The 17128-nt window shown below is 44.0% G+C and carries 21 protein-coding genes and 1 pseudogene; 15 read left to right on the top strand and 7 right to left on the bottom strand.

The genetic code is table 11. The annotated features are described in order from the left end of the window. Nucleotides 1-2: 2 nt before the first annotated feature. Nucleotides 3-668 carry an SOS response-associated peptidase gene (locus RCH91_RS05825; RefSeq protein WP_306533670.1) on the top strand — a complete coding sequence of 222 codons (666 nt, stop codon included), beginning with the start codon at nt 3-5 and terminating at the stop codon, nt 666-668. Here the strand turns inward: RCH91_RS05825 and RCH91_RS05830 are convergent. The 3 genes from RCH91_RS05830 to lexA form a co-directional block, all read right to left on the bottom strand. Continuing rightward, complete coding sequence (locus RCH91_RS05830) at nt 665-916, bottom strand: hypothetical protein (protein WP_306533671.1); 252 nt, start codon at nt 914-916, stop codon at nt 665-667. The two genes, RCH91_RS05825 and RCH91_RS05830, sit on opposite strands and share 4 nt — an antisense overlap. Nucleotides 917-985: 69 nt before the next feature. Further along, the gene (dinB, locus tag RCH91_RS05835) at nt 986-2221 is read right to left on the bottom strand and encodes a DNA polymerase IV (protein ID WP_306533704.1); all 1236 of its coding nucleotides are present in this window, start codon (nt 2219-2221) and stop codon (nt 986-988) included. A 247-nt stretch (nt 2222-2468) separates the two neighbouring features. Next, nucleotides 2469-3074, bottom strand: coding sequence for a transcriptional repressor LexA (gene lexA / locus RCH91_RS05840; RefSeq protein WP_306533672.1), 606 nt, complete (start codon nt 3072-3074; stop codon nt 2469-2471). A gap of 684 nt (nt 3075-3758) precedes the next feature. Between lexA and RCH91_RS05845 the strand changes: the two genes are divergently transcribed. The 12 genes from RCH91_RS05845 (at nt 3759) to RCH91_RS05900 (ending at nt 10830) form a co-directional block, all read left to right on the top strand. Next, nucleotides 3759-4100, top strand: a complete 342-nt coding sequence (locus tag RCH91_RS05845) for a hypothetical protein (protein WP_306533673.1) — start codon at nt 3759-3761, stop codon at nt 4098-4100. Between the two features lie 212 nt (nt 4101-4312). Then, nucleotides 4313-4885 (top strand): recombinase family protein, encoded by a 573-nt coding sequence (locus tag RCH91_RS05850; RefSeq protein ID WP_306533674.1) that lies wholly within the window; start codon nt 4313-4315, stop codon nt 4883-4885. A gap of 68 nt (nt 4886-4953) precedes the next feature. Next, nucleotides 4954-5235 (top strand): hypothetical protein, encoded by a 282-nt coding sequence (locus tag RCH91_RS05855; RefSeq protein WP_306533675.1) that lies wholly within the window; start codon nt 4954-4956, stop codon nt 5233-5235. Nucleotides 5236-5267: 32 nt separating this feature from the next. Beyond that, nucleotides 5268-5636 (top strand): hypothetical protein, encoded by a 369-nt coding sequence (locus RCH91_RS05860; RefSeq protein WP_306533676.1) that lies wholly within the window; start codon nt 5268-5270, stop codon nt 5634-5636. Beyond that, entirely contained in the window at nt 5620-6201 is a 582-nt protein-coding gene (locus tag RCH91_RS05865; protein WP_306533677.1) for a tyrosine-type recombinase/integrase, read from the top strand. Before RCH91_RS05860 ends, RCH91_RS05865 begins: the two co-directional genes overlap by 17 nt. After that, a complete protein-coding gene (locus tag RCH91_RS05870; protein ID WP_306533678.1) occupies nt 6198-6713 on the top strand; it encodes a hypothetical protein in 516 nt (171 codons plus the stop codon). Before RCH91_RS05865 ends, RCH91_RS05870 begins: the two co-directional genes overlap by 4 nt. Nucleotides 6714-7282: 569 nt before the next feature. After that, nucleotides 7283-7513, top strand: coding sequence for a hypothetical protein (locus RCH91_RS05875; RefSeq protein WP_306533679.1), 231 nt, complete (start codon nt 7283-7285; stop codon nt 7511-7513). A 67-nt stretch (nt 7514-7580) separates the two neighbouring features. Then, entirely contained in the window at nt 7581-7811 is a 231-nt protein-coding gene (locus RCH91_RS05880) for a hypothetical protein (protein ID WP_306533680.1), read from the top strand. Nucleotides 7812-7987: 176 nt separating this feature from the next. Beyond that, nucleotides 7988-8272, top strand: coding sequence for a hypothetical protein (locus tag RCH91_RS05885; RefSeq protein WP_306533681.1), 285 nt, complete (start codon nt 7988-7990; stop codon nt 8270-8272). A 21-nt stretch (nt 8273-8293) separates the two neighbouring features. Then, nucleotides 8294-9313 (top strand): alpha/beta fold hydrolase, encoded by a 1020-nt coding sequence (locus RCH91_RS05890; RefSeq protein ID WP_306533682.1) that lies wholly within the window; start codon nt 8294-8296, stop codon nt 9311-9313. A 14-nt stretch (nt 9314-9327) separates the two neighbouring features. Continuing rightward, entirely contained in the window at nt 9328-9597 is a 270-nt protein-coding gene (locus RCH91_RS05895) for a hypothetical protein (protein ID WP_306533683.1), read from the top strand. A gap of 42 nt (nt 9598-9639) precedes the next feature. Then, a complete protein-coding gene (locus RCH91_RS05900) occupies nt 9640-10830 on the top strand; it encodes a hypothetical protein (RefSeq protein WP_306533684.1) in 1191 nt (396 codons plus the stop codon). Here the strand turns inward: RCH91_RS05900 and RCH91_RS05905 are convergent. From RCH91_RS05905 to RCH91_RS05920, 4 genes are all read right to left on the bottom strand, one after another. Beyond that, on the bottom strand, nt 10820-11704 hold the full coding sequence (locus RCH91_RS05905; protein ID WP_306533685.1) for an Abi family protein: 885 nt from the start codon (nt 11702-11704) through the stop codon (nt 10820-10822). The genes RCH91_RS05900 and RCH91_RS05905 overlap by 11 nt on opposite strands. Before the next feature lie 674 nt (nt 11705-12378). Beyond that, nucleotides 12379-14043 carry a DNA methyltransferase gene (locus tag RCH91_RS05910; RefSeq protein WP_306533686.1) on the bottom strand — a complete coding sequence of 555 codons (1665 nt, stop codon included), beginning with the start codon at nt 14041-14043 and terminating at the stop codon, nt 12379-12381. Nucleotides 14044-14250: 207 nt separating this feature from the next. After that, nucleotides 14251-14577, bottom strand: a complete 327-nt coding sequence (locus RCH91_RS05915) for a hypothetical protein (protein ID WP_306533687.1) — start codon at nt 14575-14577, stop codon at nt 14251-14253. A gap of 92 nt (nt 14578-14669) precedes the next feature. Then, nucleotides 14670-14996: a hypothetical protein gene (locus RCH91_RS05920; RefSeq protein ID WP_306533688.1), complete on the bottom strand. Its 327-nt coding sequence runs from the start codon at nt 14994-14996 to the stop codon at nt 14670-14672. Between the two features lie 371 nt (nt 14997-15367). Between RCH91_RS05920 and RCH91_RS05925 the strand changes: the two genes are divergently transcribed. After that, on the top strand, nt 15368-15886 hold the full coding sequence (locus RCH91_RS05925; protein WP_306533689.1) for a helix-turn-helix transcriptional regulator: 519 nt from the start codon (nt 15368-15370) through the stop codon (nt 15884-15886). Continuing rightward, nucleotides 15883-16692: pseudogene (locus RCH91_RS05930) on the top strand (recombinase family protein); the annotation flags it as partial. The gene RCH91_RS05925 and the pseudogene RCH91_RS05930, both read left to right, overlap by 4 nt. Nucleotides 16693-17128: the final 436 nt, after the last annotated feature.

The raw sequence follows: 17128 nt of genomic DNA on the forward strand, positions 1-17128 counted from the left end.
CTATGTGCGGACGTTTCGTAACGATAATCCCGTATGAGGAATTGATGGCAATATTTGGCATTATTGAAAGCCAAAATCGCACTAATCCCCGGTATAACGTAGCTCCTACCCAGGATGTTGGTGTTGTTCGTCAGGGAGACGACAAGTCGAATCACTTTGACCAGCTCCGATGGGGGTTGATTCCATCCTGGTCAAAAGACCCTTCCATTTCAACTCACACAATAAATGCCCGCTCGGAAACCGTCGCAGAAAAACCGTCCTTCAGGCACGCCATTAAGGTAAATCGGTGCATTATCCCTGTGTCCGGCTTTTATGAATGGAGCCGGCTTGGTGGCGAGAAAAGCCCACACTTCATCTACATGGCTGATAAAACTCCGATGGCGCTGGCTGGTATTTGGGAACACTGGGCGGGGCCGGATGGCGTGATTGAAACATTCTCGATTCTTACCACTTCAGCAAATAAAGTCATATCGCAGTTGCATGACCGAATGCCTGTTATACTTTCCGCAGATAATTACGACATGTGGCTTGATAAATCACTCAAAGACCCACGCCACCTTGAGCATCTTTACATTCCGTATCCTGACGAAGAAATTTCGTTGTATGAAGTTTCCAAAATCGTCAATAGCGTTCGGAACGACTTCCCAGAATGTATAGAACCTGTTTAGAAAAGTGATATCTGGTTGCTGTTTTCCCTGAATGCTTCATTGGGCTCTGCAAGGGAAATTACTCGACGTGCCCACGCTTTTGACCGTTGAAACCGTTCCATCTCTTCGGCGGAAAAATGACTTCCAGAGGTCATAATTTCCGATGTATCCAGCAGTTCTTTTAATGCTGCCAACAAGTCTTCTTCCAACAAAGTCATATATCCCTCAAAAAAATTTAGCAAATTTGCACTGAAGATAATCTCGGTCAATATAATTACCAACAACTTTAAAATACTCAATCCTGTTATTCGGAAGCGAAATAATTTCGTTTCCGAGTCTTAACTCACATCAACGTTTCGGATACCTTCTGGCCTCCAGGCCGGACTGATTACATGACTTCCCTTCTCTTCATTGTTCATGAGACTCCCGAATGTAACCCGGAATTCACCGAACCGGTCATTAACCGTGTCCATTGCCTTGATTGCGTCATTCCTCTTCTGGACATCGCGGAACAGGCTTAACTGTTCTGCTTCAAACTTCAAATTCGTCAGCCGGACTCCTAACTGACGTATTGGTTGCAGAAGTTCCAGTGTATCCAGTATTCGGACAGATGCTTTGAATATCTCATCACTCATATTGATATAACTGGTCAGGGTGTTCTGTTTGCCAACGTTAGAATAAAAATCGGCGAATCGAACATGAAGATGAACCGTTCTCCCAGATACACCGTAACGCCTGGCACGCCTACCAACCATCTCTGACAATTGAAGAAGATATCGCAGAATGTCCTCACGACTATCTACGTCTCTCGGCAAGGTCATACTATGCCCTACGGATTTTACCTCGTCATCTTCTTCGGCGGGAGAGACCGGAGAATAGTCAATACCTTGCCCCATTTGTTTATAGACTTTCCCAAGAATGCCGAACTTTTTAGTCAATCTTGCTTCGTCTGCACGTCCCAACTCACCACACGTGCGGATTGACATCATGGCAAAATGTCGGCCCATTTTCTTGCCAATGCCACAAAGTTCTGAAATCGGTAGCCGTTCAAGTACCCGGTTCACGTCTTCAGGGTGAATTACGGTTAGTCCATCAGGTTTCTTCATATCCGAAGCAAGTTTTGCGAGAAGTTTGTTTGGGGCGATACCGATAGAGCATAATAGCCCGAAACTTTCCTTTATACGTGCTTTCAGCAGGTAAGCAATCCGTTCCGGTGTCCCGAAGATACTGAGGCTATGCGTAACATCCATCCAAGCCTCGTCTATCGAAAAAACCTCAACAAATGGAGTGTAATCCCGCATCATCTCCATGATTCGACTGCTGGTGTAGCAATATTTCTTATTATCTCCCACTACTATAATCAATTGCGGACAAACTCGAAGGGCTTCCCACTTTGCCATCCCAGTCTTTACGCCAAAAGCACGGGCTTCATAGGAGCTGGTAGTGATTACTGTCCGTCCGTTGCCACCAACTACAGCAATAGGTTTCCCTTGCAGTTCGGGGTTGGCTTGCTGTTCGACCGAAGCAAAAAACGCATTAAGGTCCAGGTGCATTATAACTCTGGGTTCAGGCATCTTCATTCTGTCTTGTGGGGGTAAAGCGTCCAGGTTTGGTCATGAGTATTAAGAACAAGCTCGAATAGTGCTTCATTTTCGTCTACGACTGCGAAATGCAAAAGCGGTGTATCGCCGACCCGGTCTTTCCAGAAGTATGTTGTTCTTGCAACCTTGTGTTGCTGCCGATTTAGTTCAAACCAGATTGGTTTGATTTTTTCGCCTGGTTTGTAAACCACAGCTATGCGAACTGGTGTTCCAATCATCATCAATCAAAGAATCGAACAGTCTTCAGTAATTTACCGGCAATCATAGTTTCTGCTTCGCCGGCACGAACTATTATCGGTTGCATACTGATATTCTCTGGTTGCAATCGGATATGGTCATGTTCCCGGTAAAAACGTTTCAGGGTAGCTTCGCCGTTAATCAGAGCAACGACAATTTCCCCATTTTCTGCGTTTACCTGCGGGCGAATGATGGCATAATCACCATCAAATATACCCGCATCCCTCATAGACTCGCCTTTGACTCGCAGAATAAAATTACCATGACCAGAGAGCCAACTGGCGTCAATCTGACAAAACCCAAGTATGTCTTCTGTTGCAAGTTCCGGCGTGCCTGCCCGCACAACTCCGACTATCGGAACGGAGACGGAACTTCCAGTTTTTTTGGACAAAGCAATTCCGCGTGAACCTTCTCTTCTTTGTATAAACCCTTTCTTTTCTAATTCTGAAAGATGAAGCATGGCTGTTGCGGTGCCTTTGGTTCCTATCTCCTGAGAAATCTCCCGAAGCGTTGGCGGGCAGCCATGTTGCTCAATATAGGCACTCACAAAATCAAAAACCTGCTTCTGTTTGGGAGGAAGTGAATCCATTTTATTCTCCAAGGCTATCAGATGATAAGGCTATCAGATGATAGCTTTTGGATGTGTTTCCGTCAAGAGTCAAATGGCTTGTGACTACAAGTTGAGCAATATCAGATATTTATCTTGACAGTTAAAAATATAAATGCTATATTATAGCATAATCGAACGCAGGCAAGTATCTTTGGGGGATATTTGCGATTGCCAGATTATAGCGACATATTGTTGTCGCGGTGCACCTTGCCGCTGAGACCTGTGCACCAGTCTCAGCGGCATTCATATTTATGAGGGGGCAACTTGGAGTTACAAGCTTTACTGATTATACCGATTGTATGGATTGTCTACGCCTGGACAAAAACCATGTCTCCACCTCGGAAAGAAGTAGTCCGACAGAAAAGGAAATGGAAAAAGTCAAAGTGTAAAGCCAGTAATAACTGCTATCAACCATTGGCTACCTGTTTGGACGTCGATGAGCAGTTTTTTATCTCTAATGATGACACGACATTTTCCGATACAACGGATTTTGATTATTCATCAGGTTTTGATGACATAGGCACCATGTCGGATTCGGATTCTGACCCGTTCGATTGGAATGATAATAACTGTGCAATAAATGATTGGTGGAGTGACCCTGCATATAGTTCACTCGAAGGGAACATATTCCACCATCACGATGATTAACGGAAAGTGGGACGAATGAATGAAAAGAGCGGGATTAAATATTTCTGGCTGGCTGACCGGATTATTGCAAGATTTCTCTGGCTCCGGTTCAGTCCAACGGAATTAGAGGAAATCCGGGCGGAAGCGGTCTTCGGTGCGTGCGTTGCTCCGTATCCGTTGTCATATGCACTGATGCATTGGGCGGTGCGTCGAGCTATTGGAATGCACTGCGTTATCAAACCAGAATATGTTCTTGTTCCGCTTCATACAATCCGTGAAACAACTTGGCAGGTTGACCCGCCGGAACTTGTAGAATGTACCGTGGTTGATTTATCGAAGTATCGGCAAGAAAGAAAATTGATTGAGCGTGTTGTTTAGTTAATTTGTCCAGCCATTTGTTGTGGCAAATCTGCCACAAATATTATGAAGCAATTTTACTGTCTATTTGGGGTGTACCTGAACTGTCAATAGACCGTGGCTATATGACAGTAAATCAAAATTACCGGTTTTATTGTCAATAGGGTTTGGTTTCGGTTTTTGACAGTATTTTTTCAGAATAGTCCGCCCTATTGACAAAATGGAGGTCACAGATGGCGATAATTGGATACGCACGGGTATCAACTGCTGACCAGGAACTTGAAGCACAGATGGAGCAGTTGTGCTCCATCTCCTGTGAAAAAATATTCCGAGAAAAGATTTCTGGGGCGACCGTCGAACGACCTCAACTGACGGCATTACTGGAATACGTCAGAGAAGGTGACATCCTCGTAGTTTGCAAATTGGACCGCATTGCTCGTTCAACCAAAAATCTTCTGGATATCGTTGAACTGCTGGAAAAGAAGAAAGTGGCTTTCAAAGTTCTGAACATCAATCTCGACACGACTACTGCTACCGGAAAACTAATGTTGTCCATGTTGGCAGCAATCGGCCAGTTCGAACGTGAAATGATGCTGGAGCGTCAGGCGGAAGGAATCCGTATCGCAAAGACTAAAGGAATCTACACCGGACGGAAACCGACAGCCCGATTGAAGTCAAACCGTGCACTGGAACTACTATCACTTGGACGGACAAAGCAATCCATATCTGATGAACTGGGCATCAGTCTTTCTTCTGTATATAGAATTGCATTGGCAAATCGGGTCAATAGCGTGGCAGTCTCATAATCAGCACTATTAGCAACGGGAACCGCAAGTATTGTCTTTCTGTAACCTGCATAATTGAAAGGAGGTCTATGAAATTCAAACCCGGTCAGATTGTTACCACTCGTGCAATTCATGAACGTCGGATTGAAAATGTAGAATTTTCGAGGTTCGTCCAATTATCGCTATCCAGGCACCTCGAAGGAGACTATGGAGACATTTTGGATGACGACCGTGTTGCCAATGTCAACGCGGAAGATAAGGAAGAACGCATTCTTTCAGCATTTGACTTTCCTGGTTCCGGGGAACGAATTTGGATAATAACGGAAGCTGACAGAAGTAGTACGACGGTTTTGTTTCCTGATGAGTACTGACCTGGTTAAAACTTAAAACCAAAGGAGGGATATTGAGACAATTTGAATGGGTGTTGACTGCGATTACCTGGTATCAGACCGAAACACACTTCGACCCGTTGACCTGTAAGAATGACGGAACAAAACTTATCGGATGCAATCATCTTGGGCACGTTTACCTGGAATGTCCACTTTGCGGATTACGGAGATATGACATTCCGCCGTATGTAATTGAACTCTATTTCAAGGAGAACGATATTCCTACTATGTGGCAAATTCACGAAGCAACAGCATTGGCAGAAAAACTGGGCCGTACCGTGCCGGATTCCGTCTTGGTGTCGGCGGTGCAGTTAGAGCAGTACATTAAAGCAACAAAGGGAAAAGTTATTGCTCTTGGAGAATGGAATGGACAAAGTTCGTAATCATCCAAAAATAGGCGACCGGATTAAAGTGCAACCCATCCGGTGCATTGAGGATGTGAACCGGGTCAAGGTTCTGTTGCGGAATAATGTCCGTGACCTTGCCTTGTTTTCTCTCGGCGTTAATTCGGCTCTCAGTCCGTCCGCTTTACTGCATGTTCGGGTGGGAGTGGTGCGGAACCTTCGTCCTGGCGACTCATTTGAAATCAACGGAAAATCCGTTACCGTGAACAAATCTATAAAGGAGACGATTGACAAACTACTTTCTGCGATGTCCGTGGTTGAGGACAGCGACTTCTTATTTCAATCAAAAAAACTTGCAGGTCAACCGCTTGGGGCCAGTACTCTTCATCGCTTGGTAAAGACCTGGTGTGCTGATGCGAACCTCACCGGAAATTTTGGAAGTCATAGCCTCCGAAAAACATATGGGTATATCTATCGGACTACATTCAAAGCTGACCTTGGTCAACTTGCAAGGATTTTCAATCACGCTTACAAACGCCAGACTGTGGATTACCTTTGTCTGCCACAAGAAGAACTCCATAGTATCTGTATGCAGGAAATATGACCGGGCTGTTTCTGTTCTTCTTTACTATCTGGGCGCTTGGTTTCCTGATTACCATTGTTCATGAGTTGGGGCATGCTATATTTTCCGGCGGTAACGTAGAGTATATTCAAATCGGCATCGATATCGGAACATCTTTCGTTTTGGGTAAATTCATAATTTATCCGCTTCTTCCTATTGCTGGCGGAACCAAATTGACAATTGAAAATCCGTCAAAGCAACGGGTAGTGCTATTTGCTTCTGCAGGAATAATCATCGGAAGCGTTATTTGTATCCTGGTCGGTCTTATTGGATTAAGTCTGCTGCCACCAGAAACACTGGCGGAAGTGGTTCAAACCCACAAACTCCGCTTTCTTCTAACTACCGTCATTTTAGGTAATGCCAGTATTCAAACTACAATCGCAACTGCCTTCCTTTCTTCAGCCATCCTATACGGCGTTCAACAAATCGGAAATTTCTTCCCGGTTCCGGGCTATGATGGACACCTCATACTGAACGCAATTCTTCCTCGCTAAAACTTTTCTTAACTTTACTGATTATCCCGAAAAATCCTGACAAATCAAAAATAGCATTAAAAAAGTGGGCCAAAATCTGTGAACTGACTGATTAAATGGATAAAACATCTGCTTGACTCTTTCATTTTACAGAGTTACATGATGAGTAATTCCACTCCATTGAGACCAACTTAAATTGCCCAGACGCCCTTTCCTGCGTTTCTTCCAACCATTAATTACCTATTTCTGCGCCTGTTTCTGCATTACTCGACTTTTCAAATGGTCTGTATTGTTATCTGGCTCAACCATTCCAAACACAAAGCAACCTGCTCTGTGTTTTTTTATTGCTACATAAAATTAAAACTCAAATGAAAGGAGAATTATCGAAACTGAATGTGTAAGTAAAAAGGAAGGCTGATAAAGATTATCGTAATTGCGCAGTTAACAATGTAACAGCCTCACCACAACTGAATATACGGACACAAGGGCTGATGCAAAATAATCGTTATAGGCGATTAGCATCAGCTTTTTTGTGTCTGGAACATTTCATTCAAAAATCCAAAACTCAAACAATTAAAGGAGAAAACTCAATGATTAAAGACATTACTGCTACCAATTATTTCAAGTTCTGCGACTCACGTAAAGCAAATCTGACAGCTGCGGATTTTGAAGATGAATTTGAGACGGAAATTTACTTCGAACTTTCTGATAAATCTGGCGATGTAATGAAACAAGGAATTTGCAAAGAATCCTTTTTGGCAAAATTAAATGCGTGGGCAAACGACATAGGCGGAACATTTTATACGGAAGCTCTTTGCTAATCCGTTAAATCCATCGGAATTTACCCATTTCTAACTACGCTCAACCAAAATCTTGGGAGGATTACTCATGTCAATCATTAACTCACAGTCGGAAATTAAACGTTCAAAACGCACCATCGACCTCAAAAGCCCAATGGGAAACGCTTATTGCCTCATGGCAATTGCACAGGATTTAGCTGGTCAATTGGGAAGAAGAAATACTGATGAAATTATCGAACAAATGAAAATTGGCGATTACGAGAATCTACTCAATGTCTTTGACCGGGAATTCGGGTTTATCGTAGATTTACTACGCTAACCACCTGCATCGTTAAAAAGAGACCCTCACCGGTTCACGCAGCATGCCTTCGGGCTTTGCCAATTAGCGTGGACTTTGGTGGGGGTTTTTTATTGCCCAGCGTTCTGGATTGATTGCATTTTTCCGCTGAAATGCTTTACAACTGGGACTTAATTTTTCGTTTAGGGGAAATTCTGATGCAAGCACCAGATGTAATTAATGGGATATTTGAGCTGGTCGGAAGCGTAATGTGCTGGCTCAACGTCTATAAGATTATTCAAGACAAGCGGGTTGAAGGCGTTTACTGGTCCGTATCGGCGTTCTTCTCGGTATGGGGACTGTGGAACCTGTATTATTACCCGACTTTGGGGCAGTGGGCCTCATTCGCCGGCGGAATTTTTCTTGCTGCCGGAAACATTACCTGGACTCTGCTTGCAATTAAATATTCAAGGTTGAACAAGCTTGTTCCGGCAGAAGCATAACTAATTATACAAGGAGCTTGTATGCGATTTTTGTTTTTTGCGTTCTTGGCGGTTCAATTACTTTCTGTTGCCGGCATTGCCAGCGCAGAAGGTACTGCCAAGGTTTATGGTGTTGAACTTGAAGGGTTCCAGTATCCCTACCCTGTAGGGCATTTCAAATTTGCCTCACAAGGCCAAGAACTCCAGATGGGTTACATGGATGTTCCCGCCAAAGGAAAGCCCAACGGACGTACCGTTGTGGTAATGCACGGAAAGAACTTTTGTGGTGCATCTTGGGAAGCCACGATTTCCGTTCTGGCCGACGCTGGATTCCGGGTAATTGCACCTGACCAGATTGGTTTCTGTACTTCCACCAAGCCAGCGAATTATCAATACAGCTTCCAACAGCTTGCTTTCAATACTATGGCGTTGTTGAAGAAGTTGGGAGTCTCCCGTTCCGTAGTAATCGGGCACTCAACCGGGGGAATGCTGGCGACCCGCTTTGCCTTGATGTATCCAGAAGCGGTTGAGAAGCTGGTAATGGTCAACCCAATCGGGTTGGAAGACTGGAAGGCGTTGGGCGTACCTGGTCGTACAGTTGACCAATGGTATGAACGGGAACAGAAACTTTCGGCTGATGGAGTGCGCCAGTACGAGAAATCCGTCTACTACGGCGGACGCTGGAAACCAGAATATGAGCGTTGGGTGGATATGCTGACTGGACTCAATCAGGGTCCTGGTCATAAATTGGTTGCCTGGAACTCAGCGCTTATCTACGATATGATTTTTACTCAGCCGGTTGTGTATGAATTCCCACTACTAAAAGTGCCTACTACCCTAATGCTTGGAGATGCTGATACTACCGCTATCGGCAGTGATATCGCTTCACCGGAAGTTAAAGCAAAAATTGGTCGTTATAAAGTGCTGGGAAAGGAAGTCATCAAGACTATTCCGCAAGGCCGTTTAGTCGAATTCCCCGGTTATGGGCATGCGCCACAGATTGAAGCCCCGGATATGTTCCATAAAGCCTTGCTTGAGGATTTGGAGCGGGTAAAAAATTAAAGGGAAAGGCAAAAATGAAATGCTTCAAAATTGCTATTAATGCCATTTCTGCAATTGCAGCAATGGTTGCAGCATTCCTCTGGTATAAGGCATCTGTTGTCACAGTTAAACCCGCAGAAGAAGGTGTTGAAGGTGACTTTATGATTACAGATGAAGACTCTAATAATGAGCCATACGATGTAATCAAGACTGGTAAAGAACAGGCAAGATGGAACAAATATGCCGCCATAGCTGCGTCTGTTGCTGCAATATTTCAATCGGTTGGTTTACTAATTCCAGAATGACTTTTTGGGATTAATATGTGATTTATTTTCTGTGGGGGACGCATGGCGGATGATGTTTTAAGAAAATTACAGGAATTAGCTTCGGTTCCTGAACTCACTTCGGGATTTAAAACCCAGCAGGAGTGCATTACCTGGGCAAACAAGGTACTTCCTGCCCTGGTTTTTAATGCCGAATTCCGCCAGGAGTTTATGGCGTATCAGCAAAATATCAATACTGTCGGACTTTCCAGAGACCTTCAGGCTTCATCCCTTAACCAGTTGGTAAGTATTCTGGGGTTGGCTATTGCTGACCGACAGCATCAATTGTCTCAACAGCCACAATTGGTAAGTGATGAATTGCTGGAATATGTGGATGTTTTCGAGGCAATCTCCGGGAGATTTGTCAAAGGAAGCACTTTGCATCTTCAGTTGGAAGACGAGGTGTATTTCAAACAGAAAGCAATGGAAGTAATTTCGCTTATAAAGGATTTCCTGGGGGATAAGAACCAGTATACCGGCACTATCTATCACACCCTGAATTATGATATGGGCACTTATGGACCCAGCCTTCATTGCGTGCAAACAGTGAAAGGCGTCGTGTTGGCAGCACAGAAGGAAATTCAACGGAAAGAATCCAAAAATGCCCACGGAGGCAGTATGTTTAAAGAATTTATGACCGACTCGGTGTCAATCATTAATAAAAATGGCACGGAGCATCAAAATGTCAAAGCGTCGGTTCAAAAGAACATAATTCTTGTTACTGACATTTCCATTCCGATTGAAACCGGAGATAAAATAGTCAGGATATTACCAAGTAAAGTAAAAGAGGTATTTGAAGTCGTTGACCCAGGTTACCATGCAGGATTTGGTGGTATAGACGCTCATTACCAAATTAAATACCGGAGGGGAGTAGATGCTCCACAAGCGCATCCACAAGTTGTCCCCCATCAGATATTTAATCTTCACGGGGACAATGCCCGTGTAAATATCCATTCTACTGATTCATCCACCAATGTAGTCAATACCAATTCTGCGGAACTTTTCGATGGGTTATTGAAACTGATTGAAGAGCAGATTGAAAATGCAAAAGACCGGGAATCCCTGATTGCGACCGTTGAAGCAATGCGACAAAATCAGGGAACAAGTGGATTCATGTCATGCTACCAGGAATTTATGGCGGTGGCTTCTGACCACATTACCGTTTTTGGTCCATTTATACCGGCTCTGACCAAACTACTATCATTTAGTAGCTGATAACTCTTACTAATGAATCAGGGCGTTGTTTCACGAATACAATCTTGTGGTTATTGGAAACCTGCTTCAAGTAAAGATTGATATTGGACTTAAACTTTTGGACGGTAAGTATTTTCCGGGTATCCCCTATGAATATGTCAAAGCAATCACGCTTGTTCAGCCCCTTAAATTCCTTATAGGCTGGTGATTTTAACAGCATATTTGCCCGGTCTACGTTGATATAGCGCACGTAATCCACTATCTTCGATATTTCGTCGTCCATGAACGCTATTGCATCCTCGACAGTTGATACTGTGCCGGACTTCCAAAGTGGTTCATGGTGTGAGAAGCGATTTCTTAACAAGTTGATTTCTGCCAGTTCGTTATAAAAATCCGACAACTGTTTTGCCTTCGGTGCGTTTGGGAAAACCTTTGGAAGTGATTCGGGCCATAGGAGGGTTTTGTTGGCTGATGAATAGTCGTTTTTGAAAAGGTTTACCCAGAATCCAAGCATTAAAGAAGCTATTACGTTAGAAGCGGAAACCACTTTCCGCTGTTTCCGTAGTTGGCTTACAGCGGATGTAATTTTAATTTCATTATCGGTGGGTGCTGGTGTTCTTCCGCTTTTTATTTGTCTCTTTCTTACGTTATCTCCTGCTTTAGTGCAAACATGCTCATACCATGTTTCTCTGCTAAATTTGGCTTTACCCGTAATGTGTAATGAATTCCGTAGCGAGACTTCAAGACACTGCAGAAAAGAATATACGGCACCGCCGAGAGCTTTGTTCCAATAATACGCCCCAATGGCCTTATCAATATCACTACAACCCAGGAGGGTTGTGTATGTAGCAAGCCTGTCTGCCGATATATATTTTTCCAGTTCATTAAAATTCATCTCAAGTCGCCGTTCCTTCGATTATTTTCTTGCAACAGTAGCTGATTATATTTAAGGTTGGAACATATTTTCGTCAGCACGAAGATTTCCGCAAACTTCCGGTCAAAAGTATTTCGTTGACAATTAGGGCAAGGTTCAATACACTTTCTTTGAAGGCGACTGGAAGACTTAAGCACGGCTAACGCACGTGAAAGTTCCGGTCCACGGCTTACTAAAAGGCTGTCCCTCTTACGGGGGGCAGCCTTTTTATTTGTGCTGAAAGCTATTTCTCAAAGTCCTCGGCATCGCTGACAGATACGGGAAGGGCAAGAAACTTCAACTTCAAGAAACAGCACCGCTATTGAACCTCACGTCGCTATTGCATTCTACACCGCTATTTTCCGGCGGAATTCAATAAACACGTCGCTATTCACTTCCTCCGTCGATATTTCAGGTCTACACCGCTATTCACACCAACGGCAAGATACAACCGTCAGAACACACCAGACTTCACGTCTGACGGATTTTAACGTCAAGAGCCACACCGATATATCATCTGCAATCCTGAACGTCGCTATGGCATACCTGTTCGGCCATAAAAATCGAAGAGCCACCAGGTCAATTCCGGTGGCTCGTTTACATCCAAAAACCTATACCCCGGCATCGACAAGAATACGGGATTCAACAACAAATCTTCACATTGCCATTGCTTCCATTTGGTAAAGCAACCTGGACGTGCCTTCAAGGTACATGGCTTCGATTTCCGGGGTTGGTTCTTCCCGGACGACAGTTTCTTCGTATTCCAGAAAATCTTCTTCGGTTAAATCTTCAAGCGGAGTCATTCCCAAAGCAAGGGCAATCCGCATGTTTGCCTTTCTGTGAAATACCGGGTCCATCTCCGAACCCCAGAATTTCCGCTCGTATTTGGCACATACCTCCGCTGTTGTGCCGGTTCCAGAAAACGGGTCAATGACCCGGTCGCCTCTATTTGAATGTGTAAGGAGTAGGCTTTTGATAAGGTTGTATGGCTTTTGGCACCGATGCAGTGTCTTCCCTTCGTCATCAGTCAACCTTTCACCACCAGCGGTCAGACCTGACTGAAATAGCCCGGTCATTGTGTTTCCGCAAAGTTCTCTGTCGATAAAGGTTGTATTGAAAGTGTTGCAGTGACTGTTCGGTCGGACAAGCCACAAAATATATTCGACCGTTTCCAGATACTGACCAGTGTTTGGTTTGTATCGCCGATTTACCTTATGCCAATGCAAAATCTGCTTCAGTTTCAGCCCATTAAGATTGGAAAGATAATCCGGCAGAAGTTCATCAGTGCAAAAAATCAATGCCTGCCCGTTTATATCCAGAACCCGTTCGACTTCACACATAAACGCCGATACGTCGAACCGTTTTTCTGGTTCCTTACAGTCCCACTCTTTTCCACCAGACTCTGTTATCCCTTGTCCGTAAGGTGGGTCAGTAAGGATAAGCTGAACCGTACCATCGGTTACAAACCGGATTTCGTCTTCATACCGACCGAGAGAAAGGGAAGCAGTAAACTGGAAATCTTCGCCCTCCTTCGGTTCCCAGTCTTCTGGCAAACTATGTCTTAACCTGTTACAGACAATGTACCTGTATTCTTTGATTGAAGAAATAACCCGATTTTTCAACATTTCGACACAAGGCAGTTTGTAGCTGTCCTTCATTTTGGCAAGTTGCCGAAGGTCGCCGAGGTTGTTTTCGATGGGCAGGCCAACAAGTTTTTCGCTTATTTCATCTGGCAATCCCTTGCCGGCAGCAATCATATTCTGAATCGTCTTCTGGCCTTTCCCAATTACATCCGAAACCTTTGCGGTAAATGCCGGAATCATCGGAACCGAATTTATTTCGCTTTCGAGTTCCTTCTTTGCTTGAAGGTTGGCTTTGGCTTTTGCCTTTTTCGTGGATTCCGGGTAAAGCAGTTCATACAACATCTGCTGTTCCGCCAAAGCCTTTACCTTATGTAGCATGCTCAGTTCCGACCGTTCCAGATTGTCATCAATGCGTGCAATCTGTTCTTGAAGCTCGGAATATTCTTTAATTATTGCTGGAATAGTGTTGCGTTCAAGGCGAAGGAATGAAGCAATCCGTCGTGCGCCGGCCACAAGTTTCATATCCGGTGTAACGACTATCGGATTTATTAAACCAACTTTTTCAATAGACCGGCAGAGGCTATCAATATCGCCTACCGACCTGTGCTTTTCCCCGATTATGATATTACTGATTTCTATGTCTTGCATGTGTCTCTCCGTGTCCACGTTTTCGTTAAGAGTCGGTTGAATGAGTTGAAGGTCAAGTTGTGTCCATCCTGATGTCGTTTTCTTTGCCATGTCCCTATCCGTTATCGGTGTTGGCTGGAATGGCATTGTCTTTGACAGTACCTCTCAGCCATTCGATATAAATGGACATGCGGAAAATGCAACATTCTATATCGCCGGGATACGTGAACGATTTAAGGAACGTGAATTCTTCAATCAGACTATCAACGGTATTGCGGAGAAATTCGGTTTTTTGGGAGGACGTAATTTTCTTTGGTTTCATGCGTGCTGCCTCCCTTCAATCAATTCGTAGTGCGAAGGTACACGCTCAGACAAACACACCGTCGTCATAAGAAAATACAGAGACAACGAAGATTCACTTTCTTTACTAAACCAAGCGAAGTTCTTTTCAGTAAAGTTATGCGTTGATACATGCACGTCCCAATGGTCTTCATTTTTGACCTTGACGACGTATTTCTTGCCGGATTTTTTGTCATCATAAAAACGCACCATTTTATAAATTGTTCCGTTATTTCTAATTAAATCGAACGTAAACACTGGTGTACTTTTTTCTTTCCAAATCTTCCTTTTGCCAAAATCCATCATAATTTTCCCCTTTTATATTATTTGTGTGTGAGTGAGAGAGCCTCCCTGATTAATTTCCAGGAAGGCTCGTTGCGACCGGAATTGGGACCGGTTTATTCGTTATGTCGGGACATAATCAGCGGTATTGACGGAATTTTGTCGGTAAAACCTTTCGTGGCCTGGATGTAAAGGATACGGTTTGCATTGTTCAGGTCTTCTACCGGTTTTGCCAATTCGTACTTATCGCCGTGGAACCGTTGCACCGCCCGGTGAAGTTCTTCTGTTGCCCATGCTATAGTGGCAACCTTCATTAATCTGGAGCGGACCGAGATGGGCAACTTCGGCGCATGGGTCTTGCCGAATTCAATTACCATCTGTTCAAAGACGCATTCCATTGTGTAAAGTGTCTGTTCCAGTTGAATCATTTCTTTCTTGGTCATAAAATATCCCCTTAATTTTTGTTGGATGAGTGAGAGAGCCTCCCCGGAAAAATTCCAGAAAGGCCCGAATATATGCTTCGTGTCCGATAAGTTTATTGTATTAAGCCATAGGCTATGCCCCTTGCCTTGCGTGTGCGGACCGCAAGATTGCCAATATGTTACTGACCTTTTGGTTAGCGATTTCAGGCGGGCATGTGGCGTAACTGAAAGTCACGTCATACGTCACATGCGCCTTCCTGTTATTTTTAATCGCTTCACCCATTGCTATTTCGTCGCCTTTTTGATATAATTACTGTAAACATCAAATATGTTCAAATAATAACAGAAATCGTCAAATTGTCAAGCAAAAAGTCAAATAGGGAGGTTTGTCCGTGGAACCAAAAAGTAAGATTAAGGAGAAAAACCCAGAATTTCAGGGTGTTGCGGATAGATTGCTTCAGATAAGAAATGATGTTTTTGTTCGGGCAACCAATAGGGAAATTGGATTGAAGGATGGTTTGGGGAATAAATTGACCCAGGCGGAGATGGCAAATCTTGCAAATTGCAAGGCACCGACTTGGGCCGAATACGAATCCGCAAAAGCACTTCCAGCACCCAAAGTCATTCAGGCGCTAATTGAACTTGGGTATGACGCAAACTGGATTCTATGCGGGAAAGGTCAAATGCGTCTTGCTGACGGAGACTGGACGCTAAACAAGATAGCCTTAAATACGGTCATCCAGGCGGTCATGACGGAAATTGAAAAGACCGGAGCAAAACTGTCACCAGTCGGGATTTCTGGAATTATTGGTGTGGCGTATGATTCATATCGAAAAAACGATGACGTTACGGCATTGGCGACCCAAGTAGGGCAACTTGTGGTTATTGCATCAATGGGCGGTCAGCAATGAATGTTGGAATTTGGATTCGCGTATCAACAGATGACCAGAAGAATTCTGACTCGCCGGAAATTCACGAATTAAGGGCCAAGGAATTTTGTAAACAACACAAATATAAAGTTGTGAAGACGTATGATTTGGCGGGCATTTCGGGAAAAAGTGTCATGAATAACCCGGAATGTAAGCGCATGTTTGCTGATGTGGAGTCAGGTGTCATTAAAGCGTTGGTCTTTTCATCTATGTCGAGACTGGCTCGAAATTTACGGGAACTTCTGGAATTCGACAGCCATTTCCGTATGCACGGGGCAATTCTTCATTCAATCGACGGACAAATAGATACGAACACGGCCGCCGGAAGAATGTTCTTCGCACTATCCGGCGCTATGGCACAGTTCGAGCGCGAGCAGGATTCTGCAAGGGTAATAGCCGGTATGCTCACGCGAGCGATGGAAGGTCGAAAAATTTCGGGTCAGCAACCATTTGGTTATACATGGACAGATAAATACAACTTGGTCATCGACCAAGATAAAGCGACGATAGTCCGTAAGGCGTATGATTTGTTCATCGAACACGGGAAAATCAAGCGGGTTATCACGATATTGAATGACGCGGGATATTATGCTGCCAAATCCCCGTGGTCACCAAAAAGCATGAAAAGACTCTTGGTTAATCCAATTTACACTGGCATCTACCAACGGAATTATACAAAGTCAAAAGGCAACAAAAAGTCGTGGGAGTTAAAGGATAAATCCGAGTGGATTCCAATGGAAGTTGAACCGATATTATCCCAGGAAACATGGGACACGGTTCAGCACATGCTGGCGACCCGCCCTCAGATGTATTCTGCGGGGGTACCAAAAGAAGGTCGTTATCTGTTTTCCGGGGTATTGAAGTGTGAATGTGGCAAGAAACTCTATGTAGCACCATATAAAGGGATGACAATCCCACGCTACAATTGCACGGAATGCAAAAACAAGATTAACGAAGATATCTTGGTGGAAAAGTTCCTGCCGGTTCTCCATAACATTGTCGTGAATCCCGAAGATTTGAAACCCGAAAACGACAATGATGCACTACTCATTCAGAAAACTGATGAACTGAAAGTTCAAAAAACTGAAAAAACCAAAAACCAAAATCGAATTGATTCCCTGTTTGAGCTATTCACAGACAAGTTGGTTACGAAGGAAGTCTTTGCAGAGAGGCATGTTCCACTTGAAGAACGGAAAGAACAGATAATAGCTGAAATTGAAAAAC

This window comes from Geobacter sp., from assembly GCF_030834625.1.
GTDB lineage: Bacteria > Desulfobacterota > Desulfuromonadia > Geobacterales > Geobacteraceae > Geobacter.